The sequence below is a fragment of the Polaromonas sp. P1_F9 genome (assembly GCF_056405615.1).
On sequence record NZ_JBFUBT010000001.1, the window covers coordinates 232,113 to 256,522 of the forward strand.

At 62.2% G+C, this 24,410-nt stretch carries 21 protein-coding genes; 11 read left to right on the forward strand and 10 right to left on the reverse strand.

Annotation, left to right across the window (positions count from 1 at the left end):
* Positions 1-23: 23 nt before the first annotated feature.
* From AC1DYR_RS01095 to AC1DYR_RS01110, 4 genes are all read right to left on the reverse strand, one after another.
* A complete protein-coding gene (locus AC1DYR_RS01095; protein WP_477703463.1) occupies positions 24-1,610 on the reverse strand; it encodes an alkaline phosphatase D family protein in 1,587 nt (528 codons plus the stop codon).
* Positions 1,611-1,619: 9 nt separating this feature from the next.
* Entirely contained in the window at positions 1,620-4,391 is a 2,772-nt protein-coding gene (locus tag AC1DYR_RS01100) for a 7TM diverse intracellular signaling domain-containing protein (RefSeq protein ID WP_477703464.1), read from the reverse strand.
* Complete coding sequence (locus AC1DYR_RS01105; RefSeq protein ID WP_477671903.1) at positions 4,388-4,675, reverse strand: HNH endonuclease; 288 nt, start codon at positions 4,673-4,675, stop codon at positions 4,388-4,390. Before AC1DYR_RS01105 ends, AC1DYR_RS01100 begins: the two co-directional genes overlap by 4 nt.
* 66 nt (positions 4,676-4,741) lie before the next feature.
* On the reverse strand, positions 4,742-5,548 hold the full coding sequence (locus tag AC1DYR_RS01110) for a DUF2726 domain-containing protein (protein WP_477703465.1): 807 nt from the start codon (positions 5,546-5,548) through the stop codon (positions 4,742-4,744).
* A 317-nt stretch (positions 5,549-5,865) separates the two neighbouring features.
* On the opposite strand from AC1DYR_RS01110, the gene AC1DYR_RS01115 reads away from it, so the two are divergent.
* From AC1DYR_RS01115 to AC1DYR_RS01145, 7 genes are all read left to right on the forward strand, one after another.
* Complete coding sequence (locus AC1DYR_RS01115) at positions 5,866-6,756, forward strand: dienelactone hydrolase family protein (protein ID WP_477703466.1); 891 nt, start codon at positions 5,866-5,868, stop codon at positions 6,754-6,756.
* Positions 6,757-6,933: 177 nt separating this feature from the next.
* The gene (locus AC1DYR_RS01120) at positions 6,934-7,701 is read left to right on the forward strand and encodes a basic amino acid ABC transporter substrate-binding protein (protein ID WP_477703467.1); all 768 of its coding nucleotides are present in this window, start codon (positions 6,934-6,936) and stop codon (positions 7,699-7,701) included.
* An 18-nt stretch (positions 7,702-7,719) separates the two neighbouring features.
* Positions 7,720-8,487: an amino acid ABC transporter permease gene (locus AC1DYR_RS01125; protein ID WP_477649185.1), complete on the forward strand. Its 768-nt coding sequence runs from the start codon at positions 7,720-7,722 to the stop codon at positions 8,485-8,487.
* On the forward strand, positions 8,465-9,196 hold the full coding sequence (locus AC1DYR_RS01130; RefSeq protein ID WP_477703468.1) for an amino acid ABC transporter ATP-binding protein: 732 nt from the start codon (positions 8,465-8,467) through the stop codon (positions 9,194-9,196). The genes AC1DYR_RS01125 and AC1DYR_RS01130 overlap by 23 nt, the downstream gene beginning before the upstream one ends.
* 69 nt (positions 9,197-9,265) lie before the next feature.
* On the forward strand, positions 9,266-9,784 hold the full coding sequence (locus AC1DYR_RS01135) for an O-acetyl-ADP-ribose deacetylase (RefSeq protein ID WP_477703469.1): 519 nt from the start codon (positions 9,266-9,268) through the stop codon (positions 9,782-9,784).
* Between the two features lie 23 nt (positions 9,785-9,807).
* The gene (locus tag AC1DYR_RS01140; protein ID WP_477703470.1) at positions 9,808-10,014 is read left to right on the forward strand and encodes a hypothetical protein; all 207 of its coding nucleotides are present in this window, start codon (positions 9,808-9,810) and stop codon (positions 10,012-10,014) included.
* A 14-nt stretch (positions 10,015-10,028) separates the two neighbouring features.
* Positions 10,029-10,385 (forward strand): hypothetical protein, encoded by a 357-nt coding sequence (locus AC1DYR_RS01145; RefSeq protein WP_477703471.1) that lies wholly within the window; start codon positions 10,029-10,031, stop codon positions 10,383-10,385.
* A 34-nt stretch (positions 10,386-10,419) separates the two neighbouring features.
* On the opposite strand, the gene AC1DYR_RS01150 is transcribed toward AC1DYR_RS01145, so the two are convergent.
* Positions 10,420-10,986 (reverse strand): TVP38/TMEM64 family protein, encoded by a 567-nt coding sequence (locus AC1DYR_RS01150; RefSeq protein WP_477703472.1) that lies wholly within the window; start codon positions 10,984-10,986, stop codon positions 10,420-10,422.
* 225 nt (positions 10,987-11,211) lie between these two features.
* On the opposite strand from AC1DYR_RS01150, the gene AC1DYR_RS01155 reads away from it, so the two are divergent.
* The 3 genes from AC1DYR_RS01155 (at position 11,212) to AC1DYR_RS01165 (ending at position 13,039) form a co-directional block, all read left to right on the forward strand.
* Positions 11,212-11,808 (forward strand): cytochrome b/b6 domain-containing protein, encoded by a 597-nt coding sequence (locus tag AC1DYR_RS01155; RefSeq protein ID WP_477703473.1) that lies wholly within the window; start codon positions 11,212-11,214, stop codon positions 11,806-11,808.
* A gap of 43 nt (positions 11,809-11,851) precedes the next feature.
* Positions 11,852-12,643 (forward strand): molybdopterin-dependent oxidoreductase, encoded by a 792-nt coding sequence (locus AC1DYR_RS01160; RefSeq protein ID WP_477703474.1) that lies wholly within the window; start codon positions 11,852-11,854, stop codon positions 12,641-12,643.
* Positions 12,644-12,736: 93 nt separating this feature from the next.
* Positions 12,737-13,039, forward strand: coding sequence for a pentapeptide MXKDX repeat protein (locus AC1DYR_RS01165; protein ID WP_477703475.1), 303 nt, complete (start codon positions 12,737-12,739; stop codon positions 13,037-13,039).
* 264 nt (positions 13,040-13,303) lie between these two features.
* Here AC1DYR_RS01165 and AC1DYR_RS01170 read toward each other — a convergent pair whose 3' ends face one another.
* The 4 genes from AC1DYR_RS01170 to AC1DYR_RS01185 all read right to left on the reverse strand — a co-directional run bounded on the left by AC1DYR_RS01170 (position 13,304) and on the right by AC1DYR_RS01185 (position 18,137).
* A complete protein-coding gene (locus AC1DYR_RS01170) occupies positions 13,304-14,428 on the reverse strand; it encodes a M48 family metallopeptidase (protein WP_477703476.1) in 1,125 nt (374 codons plus the stop codon).
* Between the two features lie 5 nt (positions 14,429-14,433).
* Positions 14,434-15,603: a YjgN family protein gene (locus AC1DYR_RS01175; protein WP_477703477.1), complete on the reverse strand. Its 1,170-nt coding sequence runs from the start codon at positions 15,601-15,603 to the stop codon at positions 14,434-14,436.
* A gap of 158 nt (positions 15,604-15,761) precedes the next feature.
* Positions 15,762-15,950, reverse strand: coding sequence for a hypothetical protein (locus AC1DYR_RS01180; RefSeq protein WP_477703478.1), 189 nt, complete (start codon positions 15,948-15,950; stop codon positions 15,762-15,764).
* A gap of 501 nt (positions 15,951-16,451) precedes the next feature.
* Entirely contained in the window at positions 16,452-18,137 is a 1,686-nt protein-coding gene (locus AC1DYR_RS01185; RefSeq protein ID WP_477703479.1) for a ShlB/FhaC/HecB family hemolysin secretion/activation protein, read from the reverse strand.
* A 531-nt stretch (positions 18,138-18,668) separates the two neighbouring features.
* On the opposite strand from AC1DYR_RS01185, the gene AC1DYR_RS01190 reads away from it, so the two are divergent.
* The gene (locus AC1DYR_RS01190) at positions 18,669-18,863 is read left to right on the forward strand and encodes a hypothetical protein (protein WP_477703480.1); all 195 of its coding nucleotides are present in this window, start codon (positions 18,669-18,671) and stop codon (positions 18,861-18,863) included.
* 206 nt (positions 18,864-19,069) lie between these two features.
* Here AC1DYR_RS01190 and AC1DYR_RS01195 read toward each other — a convergent pair whose 3' ends face one another.
* The gene (locus AC1DYR_RS01195; RefSeq protein WP_477703481.1) at positions 19,070-24,220 is read right to left on the reverse strand and encodes a two-partner secretion domain-containing protein; all 5,151 of its coding nucleotides are present in this window, start codon (positions 24,218-24,220) and stop codon (positions 19,070-19,072) included.
* Between the last annotated feature and the right edge of the window lie 190 nt (positions 24,221-24,410).

The following is a 24,410-nucleotide window of genomic DNA, read 5'->3' on the forward strand; positions in this document are numbered from 1 at the left end:
AGCCTGCGGCACTCATGCCCGATTCAGGCTTTCTCGACCACCGGCCGCCCGGCCTGCACCGCAAACTGCGCCAGCGTCTGCACACCGCTGTCGGCGCGCGTCACGTCGCTCACCACTCGCAAGGTGGTGGTGAGCTTGCGCGGGGTCAGTTCCACCACGCCGTAGCCCTTGCGTTCTGAGTCCGCAAATACAAAGTGTGGGTTCTCGGCGAGGTAGTCCGGAATTTTCGCGTTGCCGGCAGAGCGGGACGTGATGCTGGTGCCGCAGAATTCGATGCCCACGGACGGGCTGGCCGCATCCGCGTAGTCGGCCTTGACGTGGCCCACCCAGTTTTCGTGCACATCGCCGCCGAGGATGACCGGGTTCGCCACGGCGTGCTTGCGCAGGGAGTTGGTAAAACGCGTGCGTGCCGCTGCATAACCATCCCAGCCGTCGTTCCAGAAAACCTGCTCCGGTCCACGGCGAAAGTCGCGCTGGCCAAAAAGCGATTGCTGGCCGACCAGATTCCAGCTGCTTTCCTTGCTGATGGCCCGGCTCCATTCAGCATCCAGCCAGCTTTCCTGCTGCGCCCCCAGCATGCTGCGGGCCGGATCTTTCCAGGCAGCGCAGGTGGCGGGGTTCAGTGTGCCGGAGCCAGCTTTGCCATCCCGCGTGCAGACCTGCGCATCCTTGTATTGACGGGCGTCCAGCATGCAGAGCGAAGCCAGGCGGCCGTAGGGCACACGGCCATAGATACGCATTTCGGCACCGCTTTCCAAGCCCGCCATTGCGCGCGTGAGCACCGACGCCCGCACCGGCATGTGTTCATAAAAAGCCTGGTAAGCGGCGGCGCGACGGGCGGCGAAGTCCGGCACCGGCGGCCCGCTGTTGCCGGGCGTGGCGCCCGCGTAGTCGTTTTGCACCTCGTGGTCATCCCACGTCACCAGCCAGGGGCAGGCGGCATGCATGGCCTGCAGGTCGGCGTCGCCTTTGTGCATGGCATAGCGCTGGCGGTAGTCGTCCAGCGTGAGCACCCAGCCGCCCGTGGGCACGCGCACGGTCTGGCCGGCGTTGGGGTATTCGTAGATGTAGTCGCCCAGGAACATCACCAGGTCGAGATTCTCGTCACGCATGTGGCGATAGGCGCTGTAGTAGCCGTGTTCCCAGCGTTGGCAAGAGGCATAGGCTAGCCGCAGCCGCCCCACAGCGGCATCGGGAGCCGGAAAGGTGCGGGTGCGGCCGATGGCGCTTACCGCCTCGCCCACCGCAAAGCGGTAGAAATACCAGCGATCGGCCTCCAGGCCCTGCACTTCCACATGCACCGAGTGCGCCAGACCGGGTACCGCATGGGCCTGGCCGGCTTGCACGATGCGCGAAAAATGATCGTCGTGCGCAATCTCCCAGCGCACGGCCACCGGCGCCGGCTGCAAGCGCATGGCCGCATCATTGCCCAGCATCAGCCGCGTCCAGAGCACCACCGAGTCATGGGTGGGTGAGCCGCTGGCCACGCCCAGCGTGAAAGGATTGACGGTCAGCCGTTGCTGGGCTGACGCCCTGGGGGGCAGGTAGAAGCCAGCACCCGCTGCCGCCAGCGACTGAAGCAACCGGCGCCTGTGGATTACGGGAGTCATGTGGATCGCTCAGTGCCTGGCTGGCAGGCGCACGATGAAGGTGGTTCCCGAGCCAGCACTGCTGTGCACATCGATGCTGCCGCGGTGGATGTCGACCGCGTTGCGCACAATCGCCAGGCCCAGGCCGGTGCCCTGGATGGTGCCCACGTTGCTGGCGCGGTGAAAAGATTCGAAGAGGTGCGGCAACTCGTCCTCCGGAATACCGATGCCCTCGTCCGCCACTTCCATGACGGTCATGCCCTGATCGATGCTCACGGTGAACCGCACAAGACCGCCCAGCGGCGAATACTTGACCGCATTGGACAGCAGGTTGCTGAAGATGTGGCGCAGAAGCTTCTCGTCGTACAGGCCTTCACCCGCCCCGGCTGAATAATCCAGTTGCAACTCGCACAGGCTGTCAGGTTGCTGGGTGCGCGCCTCTTCCACCAATTGATGGCACAGCCTGTGCAGGTCCAGCGGATGCGGTTCAAATTCCAGCATCTGGGCATCGGCCTTGCCCAGCAGCAACACGCGGTCCAACATGCCCGTCATGCGTTTCACGCCGGCGGCAATGCTGTCCAGAATCTCCAGTTTTTCCGACTCAGGCAGGCGGCTGCCGTAATGCCTGAGCAATTCCTCGGCGGAAAGAATGCCAGACAACGGCGTCCTGAACTCATGGCTGGTCATGGCCACGAAGCGGGTGCGCAGTTCATTGAGCGCCTTTTGCTGCTCAAGGGCCTCGCGTGTGTCCTCTTCCGATTTCTTGCGTTCGGTGATGTCAAGAAACGCCCAGATCACACCTGAATCAGGGTCATGGGGCTGAACACAACTGCCGGCCATCTGTACCCAGAAGAGCTGTCCGTCCCGCCTTCTGAGCTGGCGTTCATTGATATAGCTGCCGGTGGCAATCAGCATCTCACGCGCTTCCTTGCCGAACTGCTCCCAGGTGGCAAGGTCGGGATGAATATAGCTGGAAGACTGCCCCATCAGTTCTTCGCGCGGGCTGCCGATCATCTGGGCGAATTTCTCGTTGACCCACTCATGGCGCCGGTTCACCGACAGCACAATGCCCACCAGCGCGCTATTAAGAATGGCTTCGCGCTCGGAAGATGTGCGCAGCAGCTTGGCCTCCAGTTCCTTGCGCTGCGTGATGTTGATGATCACCCATACGGTGCCCTGCGAAAGGTCGCGTTCGGCAACGGACTTGCCCGACAGCGACACCCAGATCAAGGTGCCGTCAAACTGCCGGACCTGGATCTCGCCTTCGTAGTTTTCACCGCGGCTCACGCAGGCGGCCACTTCACCGCCCACCTTCAGGTACTGCTCACGCGACAGGTAAAACGGCTCCATCGAGGTCAATGGATTGCTGCCTGCACCGAATACCTTGAGCATGGCCTGGTTGGCCCAGCGAAAGCGGCCATCCGCTGTCAGAAAGGCAATGCCCACAATAGAATTTTCCAGGATCATTTCGCGCTCTTTCAGCAGGGTGCGAAAGTTTTCCTGGGAAACGCTCAAGGCCTCCACCATGGATTGCTCAGCCATGATGCGGGCCTGGGCCTGCTCTTTTTCCTGCCGGGTGACGTTGATGCGGTCAGCCAGCGCAAACGACAGCACCACCATTTCCAGTGCCGACCCGATCAACAGCGAATTGGCCGTGAGCACATTCGACGGCAGGACACCCGTGTTGTGCAACGCCAGCGTCACCACACCCACCAGCAGCAGGGCCCAGGCCGCCAGAAAATACCGGGCCCCGGGATGCCCCATGCGCAGGCTCAGCAGACCCACCGCGACCAGCGTGGTGACACTGAAAACCGCCAGCACGGTCACCATCCATGAAGACACCACGTAAGGCATCGTAAAAGCGGCCAGCAAGGTCAACAGCCAGCCGCCCACCAGCGCCTGTATAAAGCGGTCCATGCGCGGCATCTTGAGTGCGCTGGAAAGAAAGCTGCGTGCAAACAGCAAGCCGAAAGATGCGGTCGCCGCCATGCCCGCAGGGGGCGAAATGCTGTTCCACCAGGTAAGGCCCGGCCAGATGAATTGCGCGCCAAAACCCGTTAGCGCAGCCTGCGCGATGGCCATGCAGCCGACAAACGCCACATAGATCAGGTAGGCCCGGTCACGCACCGAGAAAAACAGCAGCAGGTTGTAGAAAAAGAGCCCGACCAGCAAACCAAAGTAGAGGCTGATCGTGGCGTACTCAGCCTGGTCGTGCCGCCACAGCGCGGCAGGCTGCCAAAGACGAACGGGCGCAGACACCGTGCCGTCCGACGTCACCCGAAGGTAGAGCGTATTGACGGCACCGGGCTTGAGACGCACCGGCATCACATGGTTGCGGTGCACCACGGCCCGATCGGCAAAAGGCAACAGGTCACCGCCCACCTGCCCTGCAAAACCGCCCTTGCCGTCCGGTGAATACAGCTCCAGCCGGTCCAGCGGCGGATAGGCCAGCTCCAGCATCCAGTCTGCGGGTGTACTGCGTTCGGTCCGCAGGTTCACGCGCAGCCAGATGGCCGAGCTGGTCAAACCAAAATTGGTGGCCGAGCCGGTTTGCGGCACCGGCTGAAAGCGCGCCTGGACATCCGGTTTCAAAAGGTCAGCCAGTGTCAGCTCGCCGCCGGCGTCTTCAAGGTAGGTAAACGACTGGGACAGTACATATCTGTCGTCGCTGCCGATGATGATCTCCCGCGCTTCGGTGCGCTCCTGCGCGGGCTCCTGCGGCTGCGACCAAACCAATGGCCCGGCGCCGACCAGCAGCAAGGCAAGCACAACCCGAAACAGGTACCGGACGCAAGACGTCATGGGTTGGCGGCAAGAAGCAGGGACTTGCGCCTCTGCACCTGTCCCGGCGAGGCGGCAGAAGCCGGAACGGCGCCTGCTGCGTGCCGCTGGCCATTGCAGACTTCATGGCTGATCGCCAGGTTTTCTGCGTGGCTGTTGCCCCCTTCACTCAGGGGCAAAATGTGCTCCAGGGTGGCGGCCTGGGGCGTAACGTGCTCACCGCACACCCAGCACGGCACCACGCCGTGGAGCTGCCGCGCCACAGTTTTGTAGATCTTGTCCCGGGTATGCCCCAGCCTGCTCACGGCAGCGTTTTCCTCTGACCGCCGCTCGCGGGCAGCTGCCTTTGAGCAGCGCTCATTGCCGTGCCCCTATTCGAGCCTGGCCGGCCGCGCGTCGGCGGGTTGGGTGAAGGAGTCTTCCCACTGCGTGGCAAAACGGTCGTTCTTGTCGATACGAATGCCGCCGGTGCCATCGGGGTTGAAGCCGACATTACGGGTAGCCGCCGCCCGAGAGACTTCGGGCTGATTGTCCTTGTTGAGTTCCTTGAGCGCGGCGTCCTTGGCGGCCTTGACACGTTCCCGGGTGAAGGATTCCAGGTCGGCGTGGAAACTGCTGTCGCCACCGCGGGTTTCCTGGTGCTCCTGCACCAGCTCCTCCGGAATTTCACCCAGGAAGGCGGCGCGCATGGCGCTGACCGTGGGCGGCCGGCCGGCCTTGATCGACGTGAAGGCAATGCCGCAATCCGACAGCAGGGTTTCCTTGAGCTGGCGGGTGGCCTTGCTCACATCACGTTTGCCGCGCAAATCCACGCAACCGACGACCTTGCCATCGAGGGTGCAGACAGTGAAGGTCGTGTAGACGCCATTGAGCATCTCAAGCAGGCGTGCAGTTTTTTCCTTGTCTTTTTCCTTTTCCTTGTCTTTTTCCAGCGGAATGGTAAAGCGCAGCACCGGCAGCTTGACCATCACCGCGTGGTCGTGGAAAGTGCTTCGCAGCCATTTCCATACCTCGTATTCATCGTTGGTAACCACCCCGCGGGCACGCAGCGGCCATTTGTGGGGTATCCGCAGCTTCGCACTCGCGCTTTTCCGCAGCCAGGCGGCATACAGCAAAATACCCGCAAGCGCGCCCACGGCGACGCCCAGCAATGTCATCAGCCATGAAATCAGGTTCAAGATGCAGTTCTCCTCTATCGATCGGGGGATGCCGCCGAAGCCAGGCAACGCAGGCGGGCGACCCCAGTGAGTCACAGAACGGACGCCCTGTCAATTCAGGCCAGCGTCCCGGTGCGTTATTAAAACAGGTTTTGCCGGTTTTCCAGGGGTTTCAGGCACAAAAGAGTCTCCAGCCCAACCCCGCCGTGCGCAAGCAGCTATATTTTTCATAGCAAGGCGCAGGCTGGTGCAAAACATTGCAGCGGTACAGGTTGATGAATGGACCTTTGCCACGCAGGCCGCGAATCGGTATGCTCGATTTTTTGCAGGAGCCCAACATGCCACGCAAGACCGCCCAGGATTTTGACCAGGAACTGCTAATCCTGTTTGATGCCTATGTCCATGGCACGATCGACAGGCGCGGCTTTCTGGAGCGCGCCCAGAAATTCGCCACCGCCGGCCTGACGGCAACGGCCCTGCTGGCCGCCCTGAGCCCCGATTTTGCCGCGGGGCAGCAAATTGCACGGGATGACAAACGCATCAAGACCGACATGGTCAGCTATCCGTCGTCCGCCGGCTCCGGCACGGTCAAAGGCTATCTGGCCAGGCCCGCCAATGCCACGGGAAAACTGCCCGGCGTGCTCGTCATTCATGAAAACCGCGGCCTCAACCCGCATATTGAAGACATCACCCGCCGGCTGGCGCTGGACAACTTCATTGCCTTCGCACCCGACGCACTCACCCCTTTGGGCGGCTACCCCGGCGACGAAGACAAGGCGCGCGAGTTGTTCGCCAAACTGGACCAGCGAAAGTGCGTGGAGGATTTCGTGGCGGCCACCACCTGGCTCAGGAGCCGGGACGACTGCACCGGCAAGCTGGGTGTGGTCGGGTTCTGCTATGGCGGCGGCATGTCGCACACACTCACCACGCGCCTTCCAGAGCTCAGCGCAGCCGTCCCCTTCTACGGAAACCTGCCGGCAGCCGAAGATGCCGCCAAAGTCAAGACGCCGCTGCTGATCCATTTCGCTGCGGTGGATGAGCGCATCAATGCCGCATGGCCCGCCTACGAGGCGGCACTCAAGGCGGCAGGTGCGAATTACACCGCCTACCAGTACCCGGGCACGCAACACGGCTTCAACAACGACACCACGCCGCGTTATGACGCCGCCGCGGCCAAGCTGGCGTGGGAGCGCACCCTGGCGTTTTTCAACAAACAGCTCAGGGCCTAGAACCGGCCAGGCATCGCGGGCCTGCTGCCCGCCCATCCTTGCATCTCCCCCCGCGAAAACCCTGCCCGGAACGCACCAGGCACGGCTTTTGCACGCGTTACCATTGGCTACTTTCGCTTTTCGGCCTGTCCGCGAGCCGGCGAGCGTTTCCCTCACTCAGATCCCCTGGACACAACCATGAACATTCTGCAAAAAATTGCCGCGACAGCCGGCTTGCTTACCTGTGCGCTGGGCGCAGCCCAGGCCCAAAACAGGGAGCTGGTCGTCGGCTCCAGCGCCACCTACCGCCCCTTTGCCTATGAGAGCCCGACCAAGGAAATCGTCGGCTATGACGTGGACATGATCAAAGCCATCGCCCAGAAAGCCGGCCTGCAGATCAAGATCGTCAACACCCCCTGGACCGGCATCTTTGCGGCCCTCAACAATGGCGATGTGGACCTGGTCATCTCGGGCGTCACCATCAACGACAAGCGCAAGCAGTCCTACGACTTCACGGCCCCCTACTTCGAAGCCCGCCAGTTGATCGCCGTGCACAGCAACAGCACGGCCAGGAGCCTGAAAGACCTTGCCGGCAAAAAAATCGGCGTGGTCACCGGAAGCACCGGCGACGACATGGCTTCGCGCGAATTCGGCAAGACCAACCCCGATATCCGCCGCTTTGAAAGCACCCCGGTCGTGATCTCCGAGCTGGCCAACAACGGCCTGGACGCCGCCATCGGCGACAACGGCGTGATCGCTTTCCGTGCCCAGGAACACAAGCAGCTCAAGACCGTCAGCGACGCGAGCTTTCCCAAGGAATATTTCGGCATCGTCGTGAAACAGGGCAACAAGGCGCTGCAGGACAAACTCAACGCAGGCCTGGCCGCCGTCAAGGCCGACGGCAGCTATGCCGCCATCTACAAGAAGTGGTTCCAGGCCGACGCTCCCGCGTTGCCCGCCCAGTAAACACCAGGACACCTCCTTATGGAACACGTCCTCTGGTTCGGCTGGTTCCGGGCCGACATCATTGCCGAGTACAGCGTGCTGTTCTGGCGCGGCCTGCAGATGACCATCATGGTGACGCTGATCTGCATCGTGCAGGGCACCTTGCTGGGTCTGGCGGTCGGCATGGCACGCGTGGCCGAATCGCGCCATTCACCTGCGCGCGAGATCTGCAAATACGCCCTGCGCTGGCCGTCCACCGTCTACGTCAGCTTTTTCCGCGGCACGCCGTTGTTCGTGCAGATCCTGCTGATTCACTTCGCGGTGCTGCCGCTGTTCATCAACCCGACTGACGGCCTGATCATCTCGGGTGAAACAGCGCGCGACATCAAGCAGAACTACGGCGCTTTCCTGTCCGGCATCGTGGCGCTCACGCTCAATGCCGGCGCCTACATTTCCGAGATCTTCCGCGCCGGCATCCAGTCCATCGACAAGGGCCAGGTGGAAGCCTCGCGTTCGCTGGGCATGTCTTTTCCGCGCACCATGTACCACGTTGTGCTGCCGCAGGCTTTTCGCCGCATGCTGCCGCCGCTGGGCAACAACGCGATCTCGCTGCTGAAAGACTCCTCGCTGATTTCGGCGATTGGCCTGGCCGAACTGGCCTACGCCGCGCGCACCGTGGCCGGCGCCTATTCACGCTACTGGGAGCCCTACCTCACCATCTCCCTCATGTACTGGGTGCTGACGCTGGGGCTGGCTTATGTTGTCAAAAGACTGGAGGCTCGTTATGGACGAGGTGATTCGCGTTAACCGGCTGACCAAGCAGTTTGGCCACACGCCGGTGTTGCGCGGCATCGACTGCGCCATCAAGGCCACCGAAGTCGTCTGCGTCATCGGGCCTTCCGGCTCGGGCAAAAGCACTTTTTTGCGCTGCCTGAACGGACTGGAAGACGCCAGCGGCGGCGAGGTGCTGGTGCACGGCGTGTCGGTGCACGAACCCAAGACCGACGTCGATGCCCTGCGCTCGGAAATCGGCATGGTGTTCCAGCGCTTCAATCTGTTCCCGCACAAAACCGTGCTGGAAAACATCACGCTGGCGCCGACCAAGGTGCGCAAGCTGACGGCACTTGAGGCGCGCAACCGCGCCAGTGAGTTGCTGGTCAAGGTGGGGTTGCTCGACAAGATCGACGCCTACCCCAACCAGCTCTCCGGCGGGCAGCAACAGCGCGTGGCAATTGCCCGTGCGCTGGCCATGCAGCCGCGCATCATGCTGTTTGATGAGCCCACCTCTGCGCTCGACCCCGAAATGGTCGGCGAAGTGCTGGCCGTGATGCAGGCCCTGGCCGAAGAAGGCATGACCATGGTGGTCGTCACCCACGAAATGGGTTTTGCCCGCCAGGTGGCCGACCGCGTGATGTTCATCGACGAAGGCCTGGTGATCGAAGAAGGCTCACCGGCGGAGATCTTTGACAACCCCAAGGAAGAGCGTACCCAGCGCTTTCTCAGCAAGGTGCTGTGAGGCAGCGCGCGCCCGCTCCTGCGGGCACGCGCTTCTCCCAGCAAGGTTCAGCCATCCAGAGAGGTCGCCATGCCTGCAACCCTCCGGGCCATCCAGGCCGACATCACGAAGCTGCAGCTTGACGCCATCGTCAACGCCGCCAATTCATCGCTGCTGGGCGGCGGCGGTGTCGACGGCGCCATTCATCGCGCTGCAGGGCCCGAACTGGTTCATGAATGCCGCCTGCTGGGTGGCTGCAAAACCGGCGAAGCCAAGTTCTCCAAAGGCTATCGGCTCCCGGCGAAGTTCATCATTCACACGGTGGGCCCGGTCTGGCGTGGCGGCAACAACGGCGAGCCTGAGTTGCTGGCTTCCTGCTACAGGCGCGCCATGGAAATCGCGGCGGCCAAAGGCGTCACGTCGATGGCCTTCCCCAGCATCAGCACCGGCATTTACGGCTACCCGATTGAGCTCGCCGCCGGGGTTGCGGTGTCCAGCGTGCGCCATGCTCTGCAGCAGCCCTCTTCCTTGACGGAAGTGGTGTTCTGCTGCTTTTCGGCGCAAGACCTCGCCGTTTACGAACGCGTGCTGGCTGATACGGCGACTTGAACCTTCCAAGACGTACCCACATCATGTTCTGGTCTAAATCCTGGAGAGGAAAACTGTTTGAAAGCGGGCTGCAACTGCTCGAAATGGCGGTGGGCTTCGGGCTTGTCACCACGGCGGCTGTATCCATGACCGTGGGAAAGTTCATCGTCGTGGGAATTTTTCTGGCTTTGACGCTAGCGGTGCTGCTCCGCTTTGTTCGCCGGCGTTCGTCCCGGAAGCCCGGGCCTTGATGGGTGGACCATCCATGTGCAGTGCTTTCGACTTTTTCTCCACGGTGACACTGGCGGTCGTATGCCTCACGGCCGTTCCGTTGGCAGTGCTGCACGACCGATTTTTGAGGCGCCTGGAAACAACGCACCCCTCCTTGTGGGAAGAACTGGGCGCCCGGAAGGTGTGGTTCCGGGACGGCGACAAGGCTTACGCGGCCGCACAACTTTTTTTGCTCGGCGGCGAGTACCAGTCTTTGAGCGATGCAGCGCTGGTCAAGTTGGGTGACCGCGCCCGCCTGGCGGGCCTCGTGTTCGGACTCTCCCTGTTTGTATGGACCATCCTTCAAAATGTGACTCACGGAACACCGCAGCTGTCCTGCCTCTGGCGCTAGTTCCAGCGCACCGCCGCGAGGGCAAGGGGTTCTACTAATATCCCGGCACCTTCAATACCCGCGCCAGGTAATCAAAAAACACGCAATACAGCGCAATCGGCAGCGGCAGGCCCAGCAGCGTGCCCACCATATAGTCGCGAAACTTCACGCCTGACATTGCCAGCGCATAGTTCAGTGCCGGTACAGTCTGCAGCAGCATGCGCAGCACCACGATGCTCGCCACCGGTCGCGCGTCCAGCTGAGCCAGCGTGCGTTGAGCCCACTGACCCTTGATCTGCCGCAAGGCGTCTCCGCCCATCAGGCGAATCAGCCAGAAGGTGAAGGCACATGAAATTACGGCCGCGAGGTAGGTCGCCAGGCCACCCCACATCTCGCCGAGTGCCAGCACAGCCGCGGCCAGAAAAATCCAGCCGGGGATCTGGATCAGGTTACCCAGCGCAAACAACGCGATAAAAATCAGCAAGCCGCTGACTTCGTTGTCCAGGAATTTCTGGTGCAGGAAGACCAGGCTGAAGTTGTCGCGCAAACCGGAAAGCTGGAACACCGCCAGCAGCAGCCCCAGAAACGCGACCACGGCGATCAGTCTTTTGTAGCGGTGCATCTTGACTCTATTGCGGGTTTGGGCGGGGACACCGGCCGATTTTAGGCGCCAGCCAACCCATGGCCATCCGGCCAGCCCGGGGCCCTTTTTGCAAATAAATGCAATCAGCCTGTAAGAAGCGCCCGCCCGGCCCGACCAAACAGCAACACGCAGCAAGACTGCGGCGGAAATCCCGGCAATCCAGTGGAAAACCGGGCGTTGCGGCCAGCAAAAGAGGAGCATTTCATGAACACGTCCCGGCAGATCATCCACCCCGGCTGGTTGCGCGCCATGCACTGGCTCAACGCGCTGGCCGTGGTGGTATTGATGATGAGCGGCTGGCGCATCTACAACGCCACGGCCTTCCTGGGCTTCAGCATTCCCAAAGACCTCACACTGGGCGGCTGGCTGGGCGGCGCGCTGCAATGGCACTTTGCGGCCATGTGGCTGCTGTTCTTTAATGGCCTGCTCTACCTGGCGTTCAACATCGTCACGCGCCGGCTCTTTCACAAATTCTTTCCGCTTTCACCCAGGGCGCTGGTCGCCGACTTGCTGGCGGCCCTCAAGGGCAAGCTGGCCCATGCCGACCCCAGCCACTACAACACCGTGCAGCGCCTGGCCTATCTCTTCGTCATGGTGGACAGCGTCCTGCTCGTCGTTTCCGGCCTGGTGCTCTGGAAGTCTGTGCAGCTTCCGCTCCTGCGCGAACTGATGGGGGGTTACGAAGGTGCACGGCTGGTTCACTTTTTCGCCATGGCCGCGCTGGCCGCATTCGTCGCGGTTCACCTGGTAATGGTGGCGCTGGTGCCGCGCACCCTCGTCTACATGGTTCGCGGCCGCTGACCCGCCGAACAGCCCAACCGCCGCAAAGCCGCAAGGATTACCCATGATCATCAAGCCCCCTCCCCGTATGGACATCGACAGCGCCACCGTGCTGGACGAAGCCGTTGCACGCATTGCCCACACCCGCAAGCTCAGCACGGCGCGCCGCAATTTTTTACGCACCTCGCTCACGCTGGGCGGCCTTTCAATGCTGACCGGCTGCATGCTGGACGACAGCGAAAGCGTCAACACCGCTCTCGGCAAGATCTCGCGCATCAACGACGAGGTGCAGGGCTTCCTGTTTGATCCCAACCGCCTGGCGCCCACCTACCCCGAATCCATGATCACCCGGCCTTTCCCCTTTAACGCCTACTACGGCGAGGACGAAATCCGGGAAATCGAGGAAAGCAGCTACCGGCTCGAAGTCACGGGCATGGTGTCCGACAGGCGCAAATGGGCCCTGCCCGAGCTGCGCGCCATGGCACAGGTGGACCAGGTCACCCGCCACATCTGCGTGGAAGGCTGGAGTGCGATCGGCAAATGGGGTGGCGTGCATTTCGGCACTTTCCTGCGTCATGTGGGCGCCGACCGGAGCGCGAAGTACGTCGGCTTCAAATGCGCCGACGACTACTTCACCAGCATCGACATGCCCACCGCGCTGCACCCGCAAACCCTGCTGGCGCTGACTTACGACGGGCAGCCGCTGCCGCCCAAATACGGCTTCCCGATGAAGCTGCGCATGCCCACCAAGCTGGGCTACAAGAACCCCAAACACATCCAGGCGATTTTTGTCACCAACACCTACCCTGGAGGCTACTGGGAAGACCAGGGCTACAACTGGTTCGGAGGTAGCTGAGCACCGCTCAGAGACCCTGCAACGCGGGCAATCATTTAGCGGTTGCCTTTTTTCAACAATCCATCCATTTATTTACCACTCAAGGACAACACCATGAACAAATTGACTGCTTCCCTCCTGTCTGCCTGCATGCTCTTCGCCGGCGGCAGCGCCATGGCGCAAGACGCGATGAAGAAGGACGCCATGGGCAAAGACGCCATGGCCAAGGACGGCATGAAAAAAGATGCGATGGCCAAGGACCCGATGGCAAAAGATGCCATGGGTAAAGATGCCATGGCAAAGGACGCCATGGCAAAAGATGGCATGAAGAAAGGCGACAAGATGGCCAAGAAGGACAAGATGAAAAAAGACCACATGGCCAAGGACGCCATGGGCAAGGACGAAATGAAAAAATAAGGCCAGATAAGGTCAGGTAAGGCCACGGAGCCTTTTTTATCCGGGGGCTTTGGCTTCGGTCCCAGCCCCCGGAACCTCTCCGGAAGTCAGCTCTGGACGGCTTTCCATTTTTGAAGGTTTCACAAGTTTTCTTGAACGAAAAACTCGCTTTACCCAATACCATCCAGCGCAAGCAGCTATCAAATAAATAGCATGGACATCAGGAGGTGATGCCCTGCAAGCGCTATACCTGGCCTGTGCATGGTCTTTGGCTCGCTGCCGCTTTTAGCGCTCTGCAGCCGCATCCATGAAAAATTTCACTCGCTCCGCGTCAGCAGGGTGCGACGCGAAAGCGATCCCCAGCCACGAGTCCTGATCAGGCAGATTTTCACCGGGCTTGCCAGCTTCAGCGGCCGGCGCGGGCTGTTCCGCTTTGCCTGCGTCCTTCTTTCCGTCGTTCTTGTCTTCGTTCTTTTTGGCGGCGATCCGCTCGAACAGGGTCACCATCACCGCGGGTGAAATCCCTGCGGCTTTCAGGATGCGCACCGACTCCTGGTCGGCCTCACGCTCGGCATCGCGCGAATAGCTGGCCTGCCCCAGCAACACCGGCACGCCCGCCAGCACGGTACTGAAGTCGCCCAGAACAGTGGCTGCCAGCCCTCCCAGCGCGGTTACCTGCACCAGCATGCGCAGGCCGTGGCGGTGCTGCACATGGCCCAGCTCGTGCGCCAGCACTGCGGTGATGACTTTGTCGTCCCGCCCCACCAGTTCCACCAGTTCGTCGGTCATCACCATCGTGCCGCCCGGCAGGGCAAATGCATTCGGGCCGATGCGGCTTCTGCGAAACACCAGCTGCCAGGATGGCAGGCTGCCCGCAGGCATGGCGCCGGCAGCCTTGGCGAATGCTTCGCGCAGACGTGCCTGCTCAGCGGCCGGCAGGCGGCTGGGCCGCATCAGGTGCTCATCGATCGCGGCGAGGGACGTCTCACCCAGCGCGCTGTCAACGCTCAGCGGCGTGACCGCCACTACCGCGCGGGCCGCCACGGGCAAGCCCCATTGCTGTATGGCCACCAGTAACAACACCAGCGCCAGCGCGCTCGCCATGACCCAGCGCCAGCTTTGCTGCAGGGTCACCACCAGGGAATCGCCGCGGCCACTGCGGCGACTCCAGTCGTCCCAAGCCGCGGCATCAGCACATTGCACAGAACCGCCTTCGGTGAAATGGGCCACGCGCTGCCCGTAACGGGTGCGCTCGGGCCACTGCACCTTGCGCAGCAGCACGCTGCGGTGAAAGCCCTCACCATGAACCAGCAGCTGGTCGCCCGCCACCTGCAGCGTCACGGCGCGCGCGCGCGCGCTGCTGCCGTCAAAGTAGCTGGCTGAAAGCACCGGCGCCTGGCTTGTCTGCATGCGCGTCAAAACCCGATGTCGAGGCCGAACAGGTCACCGCCGGCTTCACCCGCCGCGTCGCCTTCAACGGCCTGGGCCTGACTCAGCAGCGTATCGGGGCTCACACGTGTCTTGACCGTCACGGCTTGCACCCGCAGGCGGGCCATGGCCACCGCCGCAAACGGCCAGTAAAGTCCCAGGGTCAGCACCACCAGCAGCCAGTTTTTCACGGTCAGCCACAGCAGCGAACCAAAGCGCAACTGGCTGACAAAGCGCAGGGATGCATTGCCGGTGCGTGTCCACACCAGGTTCTGAAAGCGCGAGGTGGCATAGGGCTTGACCAGCACCAGCAGGATCATCATGACGGCCAGCGGCACCAGGCCCACGAGCATGAAGAGGCCGACGGAAGGACGGCCCTGCGCGCCCCTCGCCGCATAAATAATGGCGCCGGCAAGACCTCCCGACACCAGCAGCGGCAGCACCGCCAGGCTCAATATCTTGAAGAAAAGTTTGTAGAAAGAACCCAGCGTAGCCTTGAAGGTGGTCTGCAACGACGCGAACGCGTAGTGGTTGTGCTGGTACTGCTTGAGGTTCCAGAGCAGCCACGGCAGTACGGCCAGCGAAGCCAGGCCCACCACACCCACGGTTTTCACATACCAGAGCGGTGGTTTTTCAGGATCGGCGACCTGCGTCAACGCGCCCAGAATCACCAGGCTGGGAATAAACAGCGGCAGCACGGCGCGGTACGCGTCGGCCAGCGAGCCCCTGAAGGCAAAGCGCAGGCCGCGCCAGCTGCTGTTGGCCATGCGGAACTGCATGGAGGACTTCAGCAATGCCGGCCAAAGGGCCGCCACGATCAGGAAGGCCACAAAACCTGCAGTGGCTGAGAACTGGCCCGCGGCGGAATACAGAATGAACAGCAGGCCCACCAGCAAATAACCCTTGAGCAGTTTGAGCGGATTGGCATGAAAGCCCATCGGCTCGCCGCCCACCACCGTGTTGCCATAAAAATAGCGCAGGCGCCGCACCTTGGCCCAGGGGTAATAAATACCGGCGGTGATCAGAAGCAGCAACAGGTTCACGATCCAGATCCGGAAGTATTCGCTTCCGGATCCGGTGAACTCGATGTCCAGTTGCGTTGGGGACTCTTCTGCCGGCAACGCCGGCGTGTCTTGGTTCAGTACTTGCGCGTTCAAAATGTTCCTCCCGAATCACTGGTTGTTATGCGTGTTGTGGGGCGCTGTGTGCGCCCTCTCGTCAAATAATGTAACGCGCCTTTGAACGGGGGCGAATTTGCAACATTGGTGCACCCCTGAACGAATCAATTGGCGCCGCGCCGCTTGTGGCCGGCCCGCTATGTCCCTGGCACAACCGGCTTGAGCCATAGCGCCGCGGCGTCAGCGGGCGCCATGCACCGCAGATTCACGTCCTGCCAGATGACTGCTGCGACCTCTTCAAGCTGGTCAGGCCCGACGGTGTGCCATCGCTGGTGCAGCCTTTCAGCGCAGCGGGCAATCCATTCGGGTGGGGTGTTTGTGTCCATGCGTAAATCATAGTTGAATACTGTATGCATGTACAGTACTATTGTTCTTCAAAGTGATTCCATAGAACAACCAACCCAGAGACTGACATGCAGCTTCTACATGACCCTCCCACCAGGCCACCCTTCACCCCTGTCACCCTGGCCACGCCAGTCACTCCGGTCATTCCGTTTACCCGGCCACAACAGGGCCGCACCTCTGCCAACTGGCCGTTTTACGTGCAAGCCCCGAAGCAGCTCTCAAGCGATGTCAGGGCAAACGCCTTGCGCGTCCTGGAAACTTCGGCGCGCTATTTTTTCAGCGCGCCTAGCGCGCGATAGTGCCGCCCCCTTACCGCCCTGCTCCAAATCACCAGGCCGCAAAAACTTTTACACGGCAACCCGCAAGGCAGCGCCCTGGTTTTGCTATGTTTTTGATAGCTGCTTGCGCCCGCCCTTATTAGCCAAAAACCCGTTTACTTAGGGAATTTGAGAACCGCCGGCAGGTCTCAGTTACCTGGCCCGTCAGAACGCCATGGACGCCTGCAGCCACAGCGTGGGCCGTTTGGCCGATGAGGCCGGGATGGAAGTCGGCAGGCCGCCGTCGGTACGCCAGGCCAGCGAAGAACGCAGCTGCACACCCGCCAGTCTGGCATTCAGGCCAAAACCCGCGCCGGCCAGCTGGCGGCTGTTGGAGGCCGCCGCGCCGAAAGGGTTGCGGTTGATGGTGACCTTGCCCCAGTCATAGAACACGGTAGCCTGCACATTGGCCATCACGTTGTGGCGCAACTCAACCGTGCCGCGGTAACCTTCGTCGCCGCCAGCCTCACCCTGCGGATAGGCGCGTACGCCGTTGACACCACCCAGGGAGAACTTCTCGGACGAATCCAGGTTTTTGCTGGCCAGCTGGCCCGTCACTGACACGGCCAGGAAGGTGCTGTCGGTAAAGCGCTGCAAGCGACTGGCGCCATAAGAAACACGGGTGTAGCTGCCGTTGGACTGGGCCGAGGCCGCGTCAATGGCCAAGGCGGTGGGCGAGTTGATACGCAGGTTGCCCATCGCCACCGACAAATCCAGGCCGGTGATGCCCCCGCCGCCCAGGGCGTCTTGCAGGTTGCCTGAAAGGCCGAAGGTGGTGACCAGGACTTTCTTGGGTGTGAAGGTAGAGGTGGCGTCTACATAGTCTTTGAGCTGCTTGTCTTCAACCGACACGGTGCCGTTCAGGTTTTTAAGCTGGCTGCGGATGAAGGGGTAAGCGGCAAACACGCTGGCGGCGGTGGCCGTGCCATGGGCCTGCAAGGTCTCAAACTCCTGGCCCAGCTTGTAGCGCGTATCGAAGTACGCGGCGCCTACCTTGAGGCCGTCGCTACCGACAGGCAACTGATAGGCCAGCCGCGTGAAGTTCAGGTTGCGGCCGCTGGTCAGCGCATTGACGGTGAGCTGGTCACCGATCTTCAGCGGGCTGACGAGGTTGAACGTACCGGCCACGCGGTATTCGCCGGTGTAGCGGCTGCCGTAGTTGTCGACCACGACATTGCCGCTGTAGGGCTTGGCCGGGTTGACCTCAATCAGCAGCTCGGACGTGCCCACGCTGGCGCCGGGCTGCAGCGTGGCGCGCGAGGTGCTGACGCCTGGCGTGTCTTGCAGCAGCAACAGGCCGCGGTCAATCTGGTCGGACTTGATGACGTCGCCGTCTTTGACCTGGCCCAGGTAGGCCTGCGCGCGTTCGTCACTCAGCAGTGACTGGTTGTTGATCTTGTGGCTGGAAATGCGCCCTTCGATCACGCTGATGGTGATGGCGCCATCGGTGATGTCCTGCGCGGGCAAATAAGCGCGGGCCACGGCAAAACCCTGGCGGCGGTAATACGCGGTGACGCGGCGGGCGGCGGCACTGAGCTGGCTCAAGGACTGCTCGGCACCTATGAGGCCGGCCACCAGGGGTTGCAGCTGCGCGCTGGGGATCTCCTGGTTGCCGGTGATGGTGATGGACTTGACGAGCACCTTCGCCTCGCCCTTCTGGCTGAGGTCGGCTGACTCTTCGATGCGCTGCAGCGGAACGCTCTGTGGCGGCGGCAAGGCGGGCGCCTGCTGCAGGTCGCGCAGCACCTGGCCGGCGTCAGGGACTGGGGCAGTCTGCGCCCAGGCGCCGGTATACAAAGCTACCAACAGAGCGGAAGCCAGCGCGGAAAGGGGTAACGAATTCTGTTTCATTTTTTCGCTCTACTTTTCTTAATGCTCATCCAACACAAGCAACTGCTCCTTCATGGCAGCTGACCATCCATACACCCCATCGCCCCCCCCAGGGCCATGGCTTCGATGCCCCGGGCGACATCCTGCAATTGTGTGTACCCGACTCTCATACAGCCATACTGCGGATGCAGTACGTCCAGCGTGACCGCTCCGGCAATGTCGCAGAGACAGCTCATCCTGTATGTCCCCATTTTTAGGGACATGAAACCAATCGTAACTATATCTGCCGGTTTTGCCTGTAGCACAAATGCGCTATGAGGCCCACCCTAATCCGTCGCCCAACGTCGCCCAACGTCGCCCAACGGCGCCCCAATTGATGTAAGCGCTCGGCCCAACCAGGGATTCCCTGCAGGCTCCGAAATGGCCAGGCCGCGCGTCCAGCTCGCCATCGTTGGGGGACGACTTGGCTTTCGCGGAGTCATTGCTACATTTTTAATAGCTGCTTGCGACCGCCCATAAATGGCTACAGCCCGACCGAGCTAATAAAGAGCCATGAAAATGGTTTATTCACAAGTGGCACGGCTAACGCTTTTGGGCATCAATAAACCGCTGCTGACGATACTGACCAGCGAGTTCGACAGCCTGGCGTTGCCGCTGTCCCGCTGTCCCGCTGTCCCGCTGTTGCCATTCCCGCCCGCCTCATCGTCGCGGTTGTCGGGCTCAATGAAGCTGGCGGGCCGCTGTTGACCGTCTCGCGGCTGGTTTGGTAGACGGTTTGCAGCGCGATCCTGTACTGCACTGTGTCTGGCGTGCCGAGCGTAGTACTGCCTGTACTGGCAGTCACCAAAGGCAAGCCAGTGGCCAGCAAGGTAACCACACCTGTGCAGGCTGCCTGCGCAGAGTCTCACCGCAGGCCCACCAGGGCCTCGCCCGCCCCCTCCCCAAGCTGCCGCCTATTCGCCTCTGTCCTGGCGGGCTGCCTCTGCGGCGGCATTCAACGCCTTCATGCGCGCGCCATCATCCAGTATGTTGAACGGATCGTCGTCCACCACGCTCGATATGCTGCCTGTGCCATCTCCATTGGCGCTATCGGCGCCACCCGTGACGCCACCCATGGCATTGCCCATACCTGCAATGATGTTGAGCGCGGACACATAAGGCCCATCCAGCGCTGCCGTCACGCCGAAAAGGGATGCAGGCAAAGGCGGCGTACCGATCATCGTCAGCGTGCCGCTGGTATAGACGACGTTGTAACCCAGGGCCGATGCCAGCGTGCCCTGCGTGATGGCATGTGTGGGGCCGGTCGTGGCAGCGCCTGTGGGCGCCGACAGCGCACCGCTCAGCGCGCTGGCCGCAGTGTCGCCCGCCACCAGGCCGCTGTTGACGGTGTAGGTGAGGGCCGGGTCGGCGCCGCTGTATGCCTTGCTCACGTTGTCGCCGCTCACGTTGAGCGTCGGCACAACGTTATAGACAAAGCGGTTACCGGTGAGAGAGGTCATTGACGCATCGGTGGGCGCGTTGGCCGCATAGGTGCGGCCAAAGGCGTTGCCTGTGGAAACCATGCCGCCCAGGTTACTGGCAACAGGACTGGTCGAATAGACGAGGAAGCGGCCCGCGCCTGGGTTGAGCGCACCGCCGCCGGCGTTGTTCACAAAGTTGCGCCCGGCGGCCAGCACCAGCGAGTCATTGGCCGCGCTGCCGGAGGTGACGCTGTTGTTCAAGGTGAGGTCGCTGGCCGCCCCTGTGGTGCGCACCAACACCTTGCCGCTGGCAGTCAGCCCTGCTGTGTTGACGGTGCCAATGGCCAGCGCACCGGCCTGCGAGTAGCTGGCGTTGCCTGTGTTGCCGGCCAGCGTGGTCACCGCATTGGCGGCGTTGGTCAGTGCGTGGCTGCCCGTGCCCAGCAGCTCCAGGCCGGTGGCCGTGATGCCCGCGGTTTGTGTGCTGGTACCGGCGGTGCTCAGCGTGAGTTCGCTGGCCGTCAGCGCGCCGTTGATGGCGATGTTGCCACCGGTCGTGATCAGCTTGAACTTGTCCTGCGCATTGCCGAAGGCGTTGTCGACCGTGATGCCGGCCGCGGATGACACGCTGACTGTCTGCGCAGACCCGGCGTTAGTGCTGATGGCGAGATTGCTGGTACTCAGCGCATTGGCGGCAGTGAGGCTGATGTCGCCCGCAGCGCCAGGTTCTGTGGTCGCCAGCGTTTGCAGGCCGGTCACATTGGTGCCCAGCGTGATGCTTTCCCGTGCGGTCGCGTTAAGCGTGGTGCTGGTGATGTTGTTGGCCGCGCCATTGGCGTCAAGGATGGCTCCGAGCGAGGAGCTGAGAGTGACCGAGCTGCCGGACACCGTCTTGACCGCCAGGGCGAAGGCAGCGGTGACGTTCACCGCGCCCGTTGCACTGACGTTTTCCAGGGTGCCGCCGTTGGCCAGGTCCAGGTTGACCTGTGAACCGGCGCCGCTCGCCACCGCAACGACCGGGCCGGTCGTGTAAATGGTGATGGGGCGGGCGGTGCTGGCGCCTATGCTGCCGTTGCCCGCCTCCAGGTAGACCGAGCCACCCGAGAGGGGATTGATGTTGGTCTGGACAGTTTGCGTACTGATGCCGCCCGTGGCCACCATGCTGAAGCCGGCGGTGCCCGCAGTCGTACCCGTGGCGTTGCTCAAAAAAGGCATGTAGGAGCCCACCATCAAGATATTGCCCGTGTTGGCGATATCGACGCGGCCGGCGCTGTTGAAGCTGCCCTGGAAGCTGGCGGTGGCGGCGGTGTTGCGAAGGGTGATGTCGCCCGATGTACTGTTGTTAAGTCTGCCGAAATTCTGGATCTGGTTGCCTGCGTTGGCCAGCGTCATGCCCCCGAAACTGGTGGCCTGCAAGGTGTTCGCGACGATGGCCTGGGTTTGCGACAGCGCGCCGCGGCTTAGCAGCGCAACAAGACCGGTGCCGGACTGGGTGATGCCGGCCGTTCCGTCCACCGTCCCCACCGACAATGCAGAGTAGGAGCTAACCTCGAAATTGTTCGTTCCGTAGGCGCGACCGCTGACCTGGCTGATCTGGTTGAGTGAGTTGGCCAGGATGACGGTTTGTGCATCGGCGTTCAGGTTGGCAACCGTGAATGCCGCTGTTTGCGAGATGCCCGAACCTGCAGTGCTGCTGTTTATCAGGCTCAAGCTGGGTGCGCTGGCCAGGTTGATCGCGCCGCCGGTGTTGCCGATGACTATGCCGCCTGTATTGGAAGTGCTGCCGATCGCGATCACCGACGCGGTGATCCGGTTAAGCTCGGCGTTGCTCAGGTTCATGGCGGCGGTTTCTGATGCGCCGCCGAGTGTGATCGGCTGGTTGGCGCTGAAGATGTCCGTGTTGACCAGCACCTTGCCCGCGCCCGCGTTGACGGCGGAGCCGATGTTGATGCGGTCGCCCAGCAGCGTGATCGCACCGCCTCCGCTGTTAATGCTGGTGCCGTCGATGTTCAGGGCGTAGCTGCCGGCCGGCGCAATTGCACCCGTAGGAAAATTCATTCCGCGCAGCGTCATGGCCGCGGTGTTGGAGTTGATGCTGCCGCCGGTCAGGCTCACGGCATGCCCCCCGCCCATAGAGCTTGTCCCACCGAGGTTGCCGATCATGGTGATCCCGCCGGTCGAGTTGATGCTGCCGCCCACCATGGAGATGCCGGTAATGTTCGCCGTTCCCCCGTTCGAACTACTGAACAAACCCGTACTGTTAAAACCAAGCCTGCCCGCGACGATGTCTGCGCCGGCATCGATGAGGACGCCGGAGCCGCTGATCCCGGCAGCATTTAACGAGGACGATCCGTCCAGCGTGATGCTGCGCAAGGTGCCGGACTGCACTTTTCCTCTTGCTATAAGGCCCTTGACCTCGGTGGCGGCACTACTGACACCGGCCCGGCCGGTAGCGGTGATATAGCCGCCGGTGCTGGATACCTCCGAGCCGGTGCCGAGTTCCACGCCGGCAGTACCTGCCAGGGAAAACAACCCTGTACGCCCGGTGATGTCGATATTGCCCGCACCTGTGATCCTGGCCAGAGAATCCAGCCGTACGCCGCGGGCCACCTGAGCGATGACCCCGGTCATGCCTACGTCACCGGCGATGGTGACGGTGCCGGTGCCGCCGGTCACGCTGGAATTGGTGACGACCACGCCGCCCGAAGAGCCGCCCGTGGCGCTGCCGCCGCCGTTCACCAGTCTGCCGGTGATGTTTATCGTTCCGCCCCCGCTGACGCCGATGTTGGTTTGCGTGGCGCCTTCATTGACGAGCTCGAGCGCGTGGTGGCTCGTCCTGGCACCCGACGCTTCGACGGTGATGTTTCCGGTGCTTGCCACGCTGGTGCCCGCCAGCTTCACGGCGCTATCGGCGCTGTTGATGTTGGCATTGCCGCTGGTAAGCGTGGAGCGGTCCAGCAGCACGCCATACTGCGACTGGTCTGTGGTGGTGCCATTGATGGTGAGGGCGCCGGTGCCGGCGTTCAGGGTGCTTTGGGACACCAGCACGCCCGAACTCCCGGCCTGGCCCGCCGCGGTGAGCGAAATCGCGCCTCCGCTGGTCTGCAGGACCGTATTGCTGACATCCAGCCCGCCGGCAGAGTTGATGTTGATCGTGCCGGCGCCACTGGTCACGGAAATTGCGGAGGTCTTGATGGCCTGGGATGCCGCCGCGGTGGTCACGCTCGCCGAGCCCCCGCCGGAAACCTTGAACGTCAGGCCGGCGCCGTGCGTGCTGCCCGTGAGGTCGATGCCGGTACCGGTGGGACCGGTGGTTCTGATGGTGAGATTGAGGCCACTGAGGAGCTCCACATCGGCATTGCCGAAGGTGCCCGTGACGTTGATCGAATCCGTGGCCTCGATAAGCATATTGGAGCTTGCCGACTCAATAAAGTCTTCGTAAATGGTGTCGACCGCCCCGCCATTGCCGCCCGCGATGGTCATCGTGGCCGGGTCGAGCAGCCAGGTGCCGGTCTTGCCCTGCGGCGCCCGCGTGTTGACCTTGAAGCCCGGCAGGATTTTGAAGTTCGAGGCACTGGTCTCGATAAAGCCGCCGTCGCCGCCATCCGGGGCGCTGGCATCCAGCGTGCCGCCCATGTTGACCATGCCGTGCTCCATATCGCCGATCAGCATGATGCGGCCGGCCTTGTTGGCAATCGTCTTCGCTTCAATGACGCCGGTGTTGTTGACGGTGCCCATGGTCAGGCTGTCGAGGGCTTTGGCGCCCAGCAGCACCTGGCCGCCGTCGGCCTTGATGAGCTGTTTGTTCTCTGCCAGTGCGTTGATCGCGCCCTGATCGATGCTGTAACCGAGCAGGCTTCCGTTGTCCAGATTCAGGGTGATCTTGTTGCCGGCGGCCAGAAGCGCCGTGCCAAGGCTCGCCGTCATCACGCCTTCATTGCGCACTTCGGGCGCCAGCAGTGCCAGGTAGCCACCGGGCGCGGCGTTCAGCGTGCCCTGATTCACCACCGAGCCACCGGAACCCGTGAACACGTTGTTGCCGGCCATGAAGTCGGCATTGCTCATGGAAAGGGTAGAAGCCACCAGGCCGCCAACGTTGACCTGAGAACCCGCACCAAACAACACACCGTTGGGATTGAGAATGAAGACCTGGCCGTTGGCCTTGAGGCTACCCAGCAGCTCGCTCGGGCTGCTGCCGGTGATGCGGTTCAGCGCAATCGCCTGCGCATTGGGCTGGTTGAATCTCAGCGCCTCGTTCGCTGCGGTAGACAGGGATGTCCAGTCGATGGCTACCCGCTGGGAGCTTTGGTTGATCGTGGTGGTGTTGCCTAGCGTGGAGACACTGCCGCTACCCGCCGACACACTGGCATGGGTTGCATCGGCCGCATGCGCTTCATGTGTGAGCACCGCCAGGGAGGTAAGCAACACCAGCGCCGCGCGGCAGGCCGTATTGAGCCTGAAGCCCGCGCCACCACCGTCGACGCCATGGCCTCCTTCCGCCTGCACGTCATCCCACTGCACGCTGCCGCGCGCCGAGCCACCCTTGCTTCTGCCCTTGGCGTTTTCCGCCACGGCCACCCACAGGTTCAGGGCGGCGTTCCAGACGAGGCGGTAAATACGGTTCATGCTGGCGTGACTTTTCATGGAAGCTTTCGTTGACGGGTGAAATTTGCAGCGAACCAGGTTGCCCGCCAATCAGCCGGGCCAGCGCCCCGGATGTTGTGGAACGCCTCGCCCGACTGGCCGTCATCGTACGAATCACGAAAGTCGCTGTCTGTAGCGCATATGCGCTACGCCAGATATCTTCAGGGGCCCCGTTCCAGAGATGAGATCG

Coding starts and splice junctions, on each gene's coding strand:
- AC1DYR_RS01095 (WP_477703463.1), bottom strand. CDS start 1,610: ATGACTCCCGTAATCCACAGGCGCCGGTTGCTTCAGTCGCTGGCGGCA.
- AC1DYR_RS01100 (WP_477703464.1), bottom strand. CDS start 4,391: ATGACGTCTTGCGTCCGGTACCTGTTTCGGGTTGTGCTTGCCTTGCTG.
- AC1DYR_RS01115 (WP_477703466.1), top strand. CDS start 5,866: ATGCCACGCAAGACCGCCCAGGATTTTGACCAGGAACTGCTAATCCTG.
- AC1DYR_RS01120 (WP_477703467.1), top strand. CDS start 6,934: ATGAACATTCTGCAAAAAATTGCCGCGACAGCCGGCTTGCTTACCTGT.
- AC1DYR_RS01125 (WP_477649185.1), top strand. CDS start 7,720: ATGGAACACGTCCTCTGGTTCGGCTGGTTCCGGGCCGACATCATTGCC.
- AC1DYR_RS01130 (WP_477703468.1), top strand. CDS start 8,465: ATGGACGAGGTGATTCGCGTTAACCGGCTGACCAAGCAGTTTGGCCAC.
- AC1DYR_RS01135 (WP_477703469.1), top strand. CDS start 9,266: ATGCCTGCAACCCTCCGGGCCATCCAGGCCGACATCACGAAGCTGCAG.
- AC1DYR_RS01140 (WP_477703470.1), top strand. CDS start 9,808: ATGTTCTGGTCTAAATCCTGGAGAGGAAAACTGTTTGAAAGCGGGCTG.
- AC1DYR_RS01145 (WP_477703471.1), top strand. CDS start 10,029: ATGTGCAGTGCTTTCGACTTTTTCTCCACGGTGACACTGGCGGTCGTA.
- AC1DYR_RS01150 (WP_477703472.1), bottom strand. CDS start 10,986: ATGCACCGCTACAAAAGACTGATCGCCGTGGTCGCGTTTCTGGGGCTG.
- AC1DYR_RS01155 (WP_477703473.1), top strand. CDS start 11,212: ATGAACACGTCCCGGCAGATCATCCACCCCGGCTGGTTGCGCGCCATG.
- AC1DYR_RS01160 (WP_477703474.1), top strand. CDS start 11,852: ATGATCATCAAGCCCCCTCCCCGTATGGACATCGACAGCGCCACCGTG.
- AC1DYR_RS01165 (WP_477703475.1), top strand. CDS start 12,737: ATGAACAAATTGACTGCTTCCCTCCTGTCTGCCTGCATGCTCTTCGCC.
- AC1DYR_RS01170 (WP_477703476.1), bottom strand. CDS start 14,428: ATGCAGACAAGCCAGGCGCCGGTGCTTTCAGCCAGCTACTTTGACGGC.
- AC1DYR_RS01180 (WP_477703478.1), bottom strand. CDS start 15,950: ATGGACACAAACACCCCACCCGAATGGATTGCCCGCTGCGCTGAAAGG.
- AC1DYR_RS01185 (WP_477703479.1), bottom strand. CDS start 18,137: ATGAAACAGAATTCGTTACCCCTTTCCGCGCTGGCTTCCGCTCTGTTG.
- AC1DYR_RS01190 (WP_477703480.1), top strand. CDS start 18,669: ATGAAAATGGTTTATTCACAAGTGGCACGGCTAACGCTTTTGGGCATC.
- AC1DYR_RS01195 (WP_477703481.1), bottom strand. CDS start 24,220: ATGAAAAGTCACGCCAGCATGAACCGTATTTACCGCCTCGTCTGGAAC.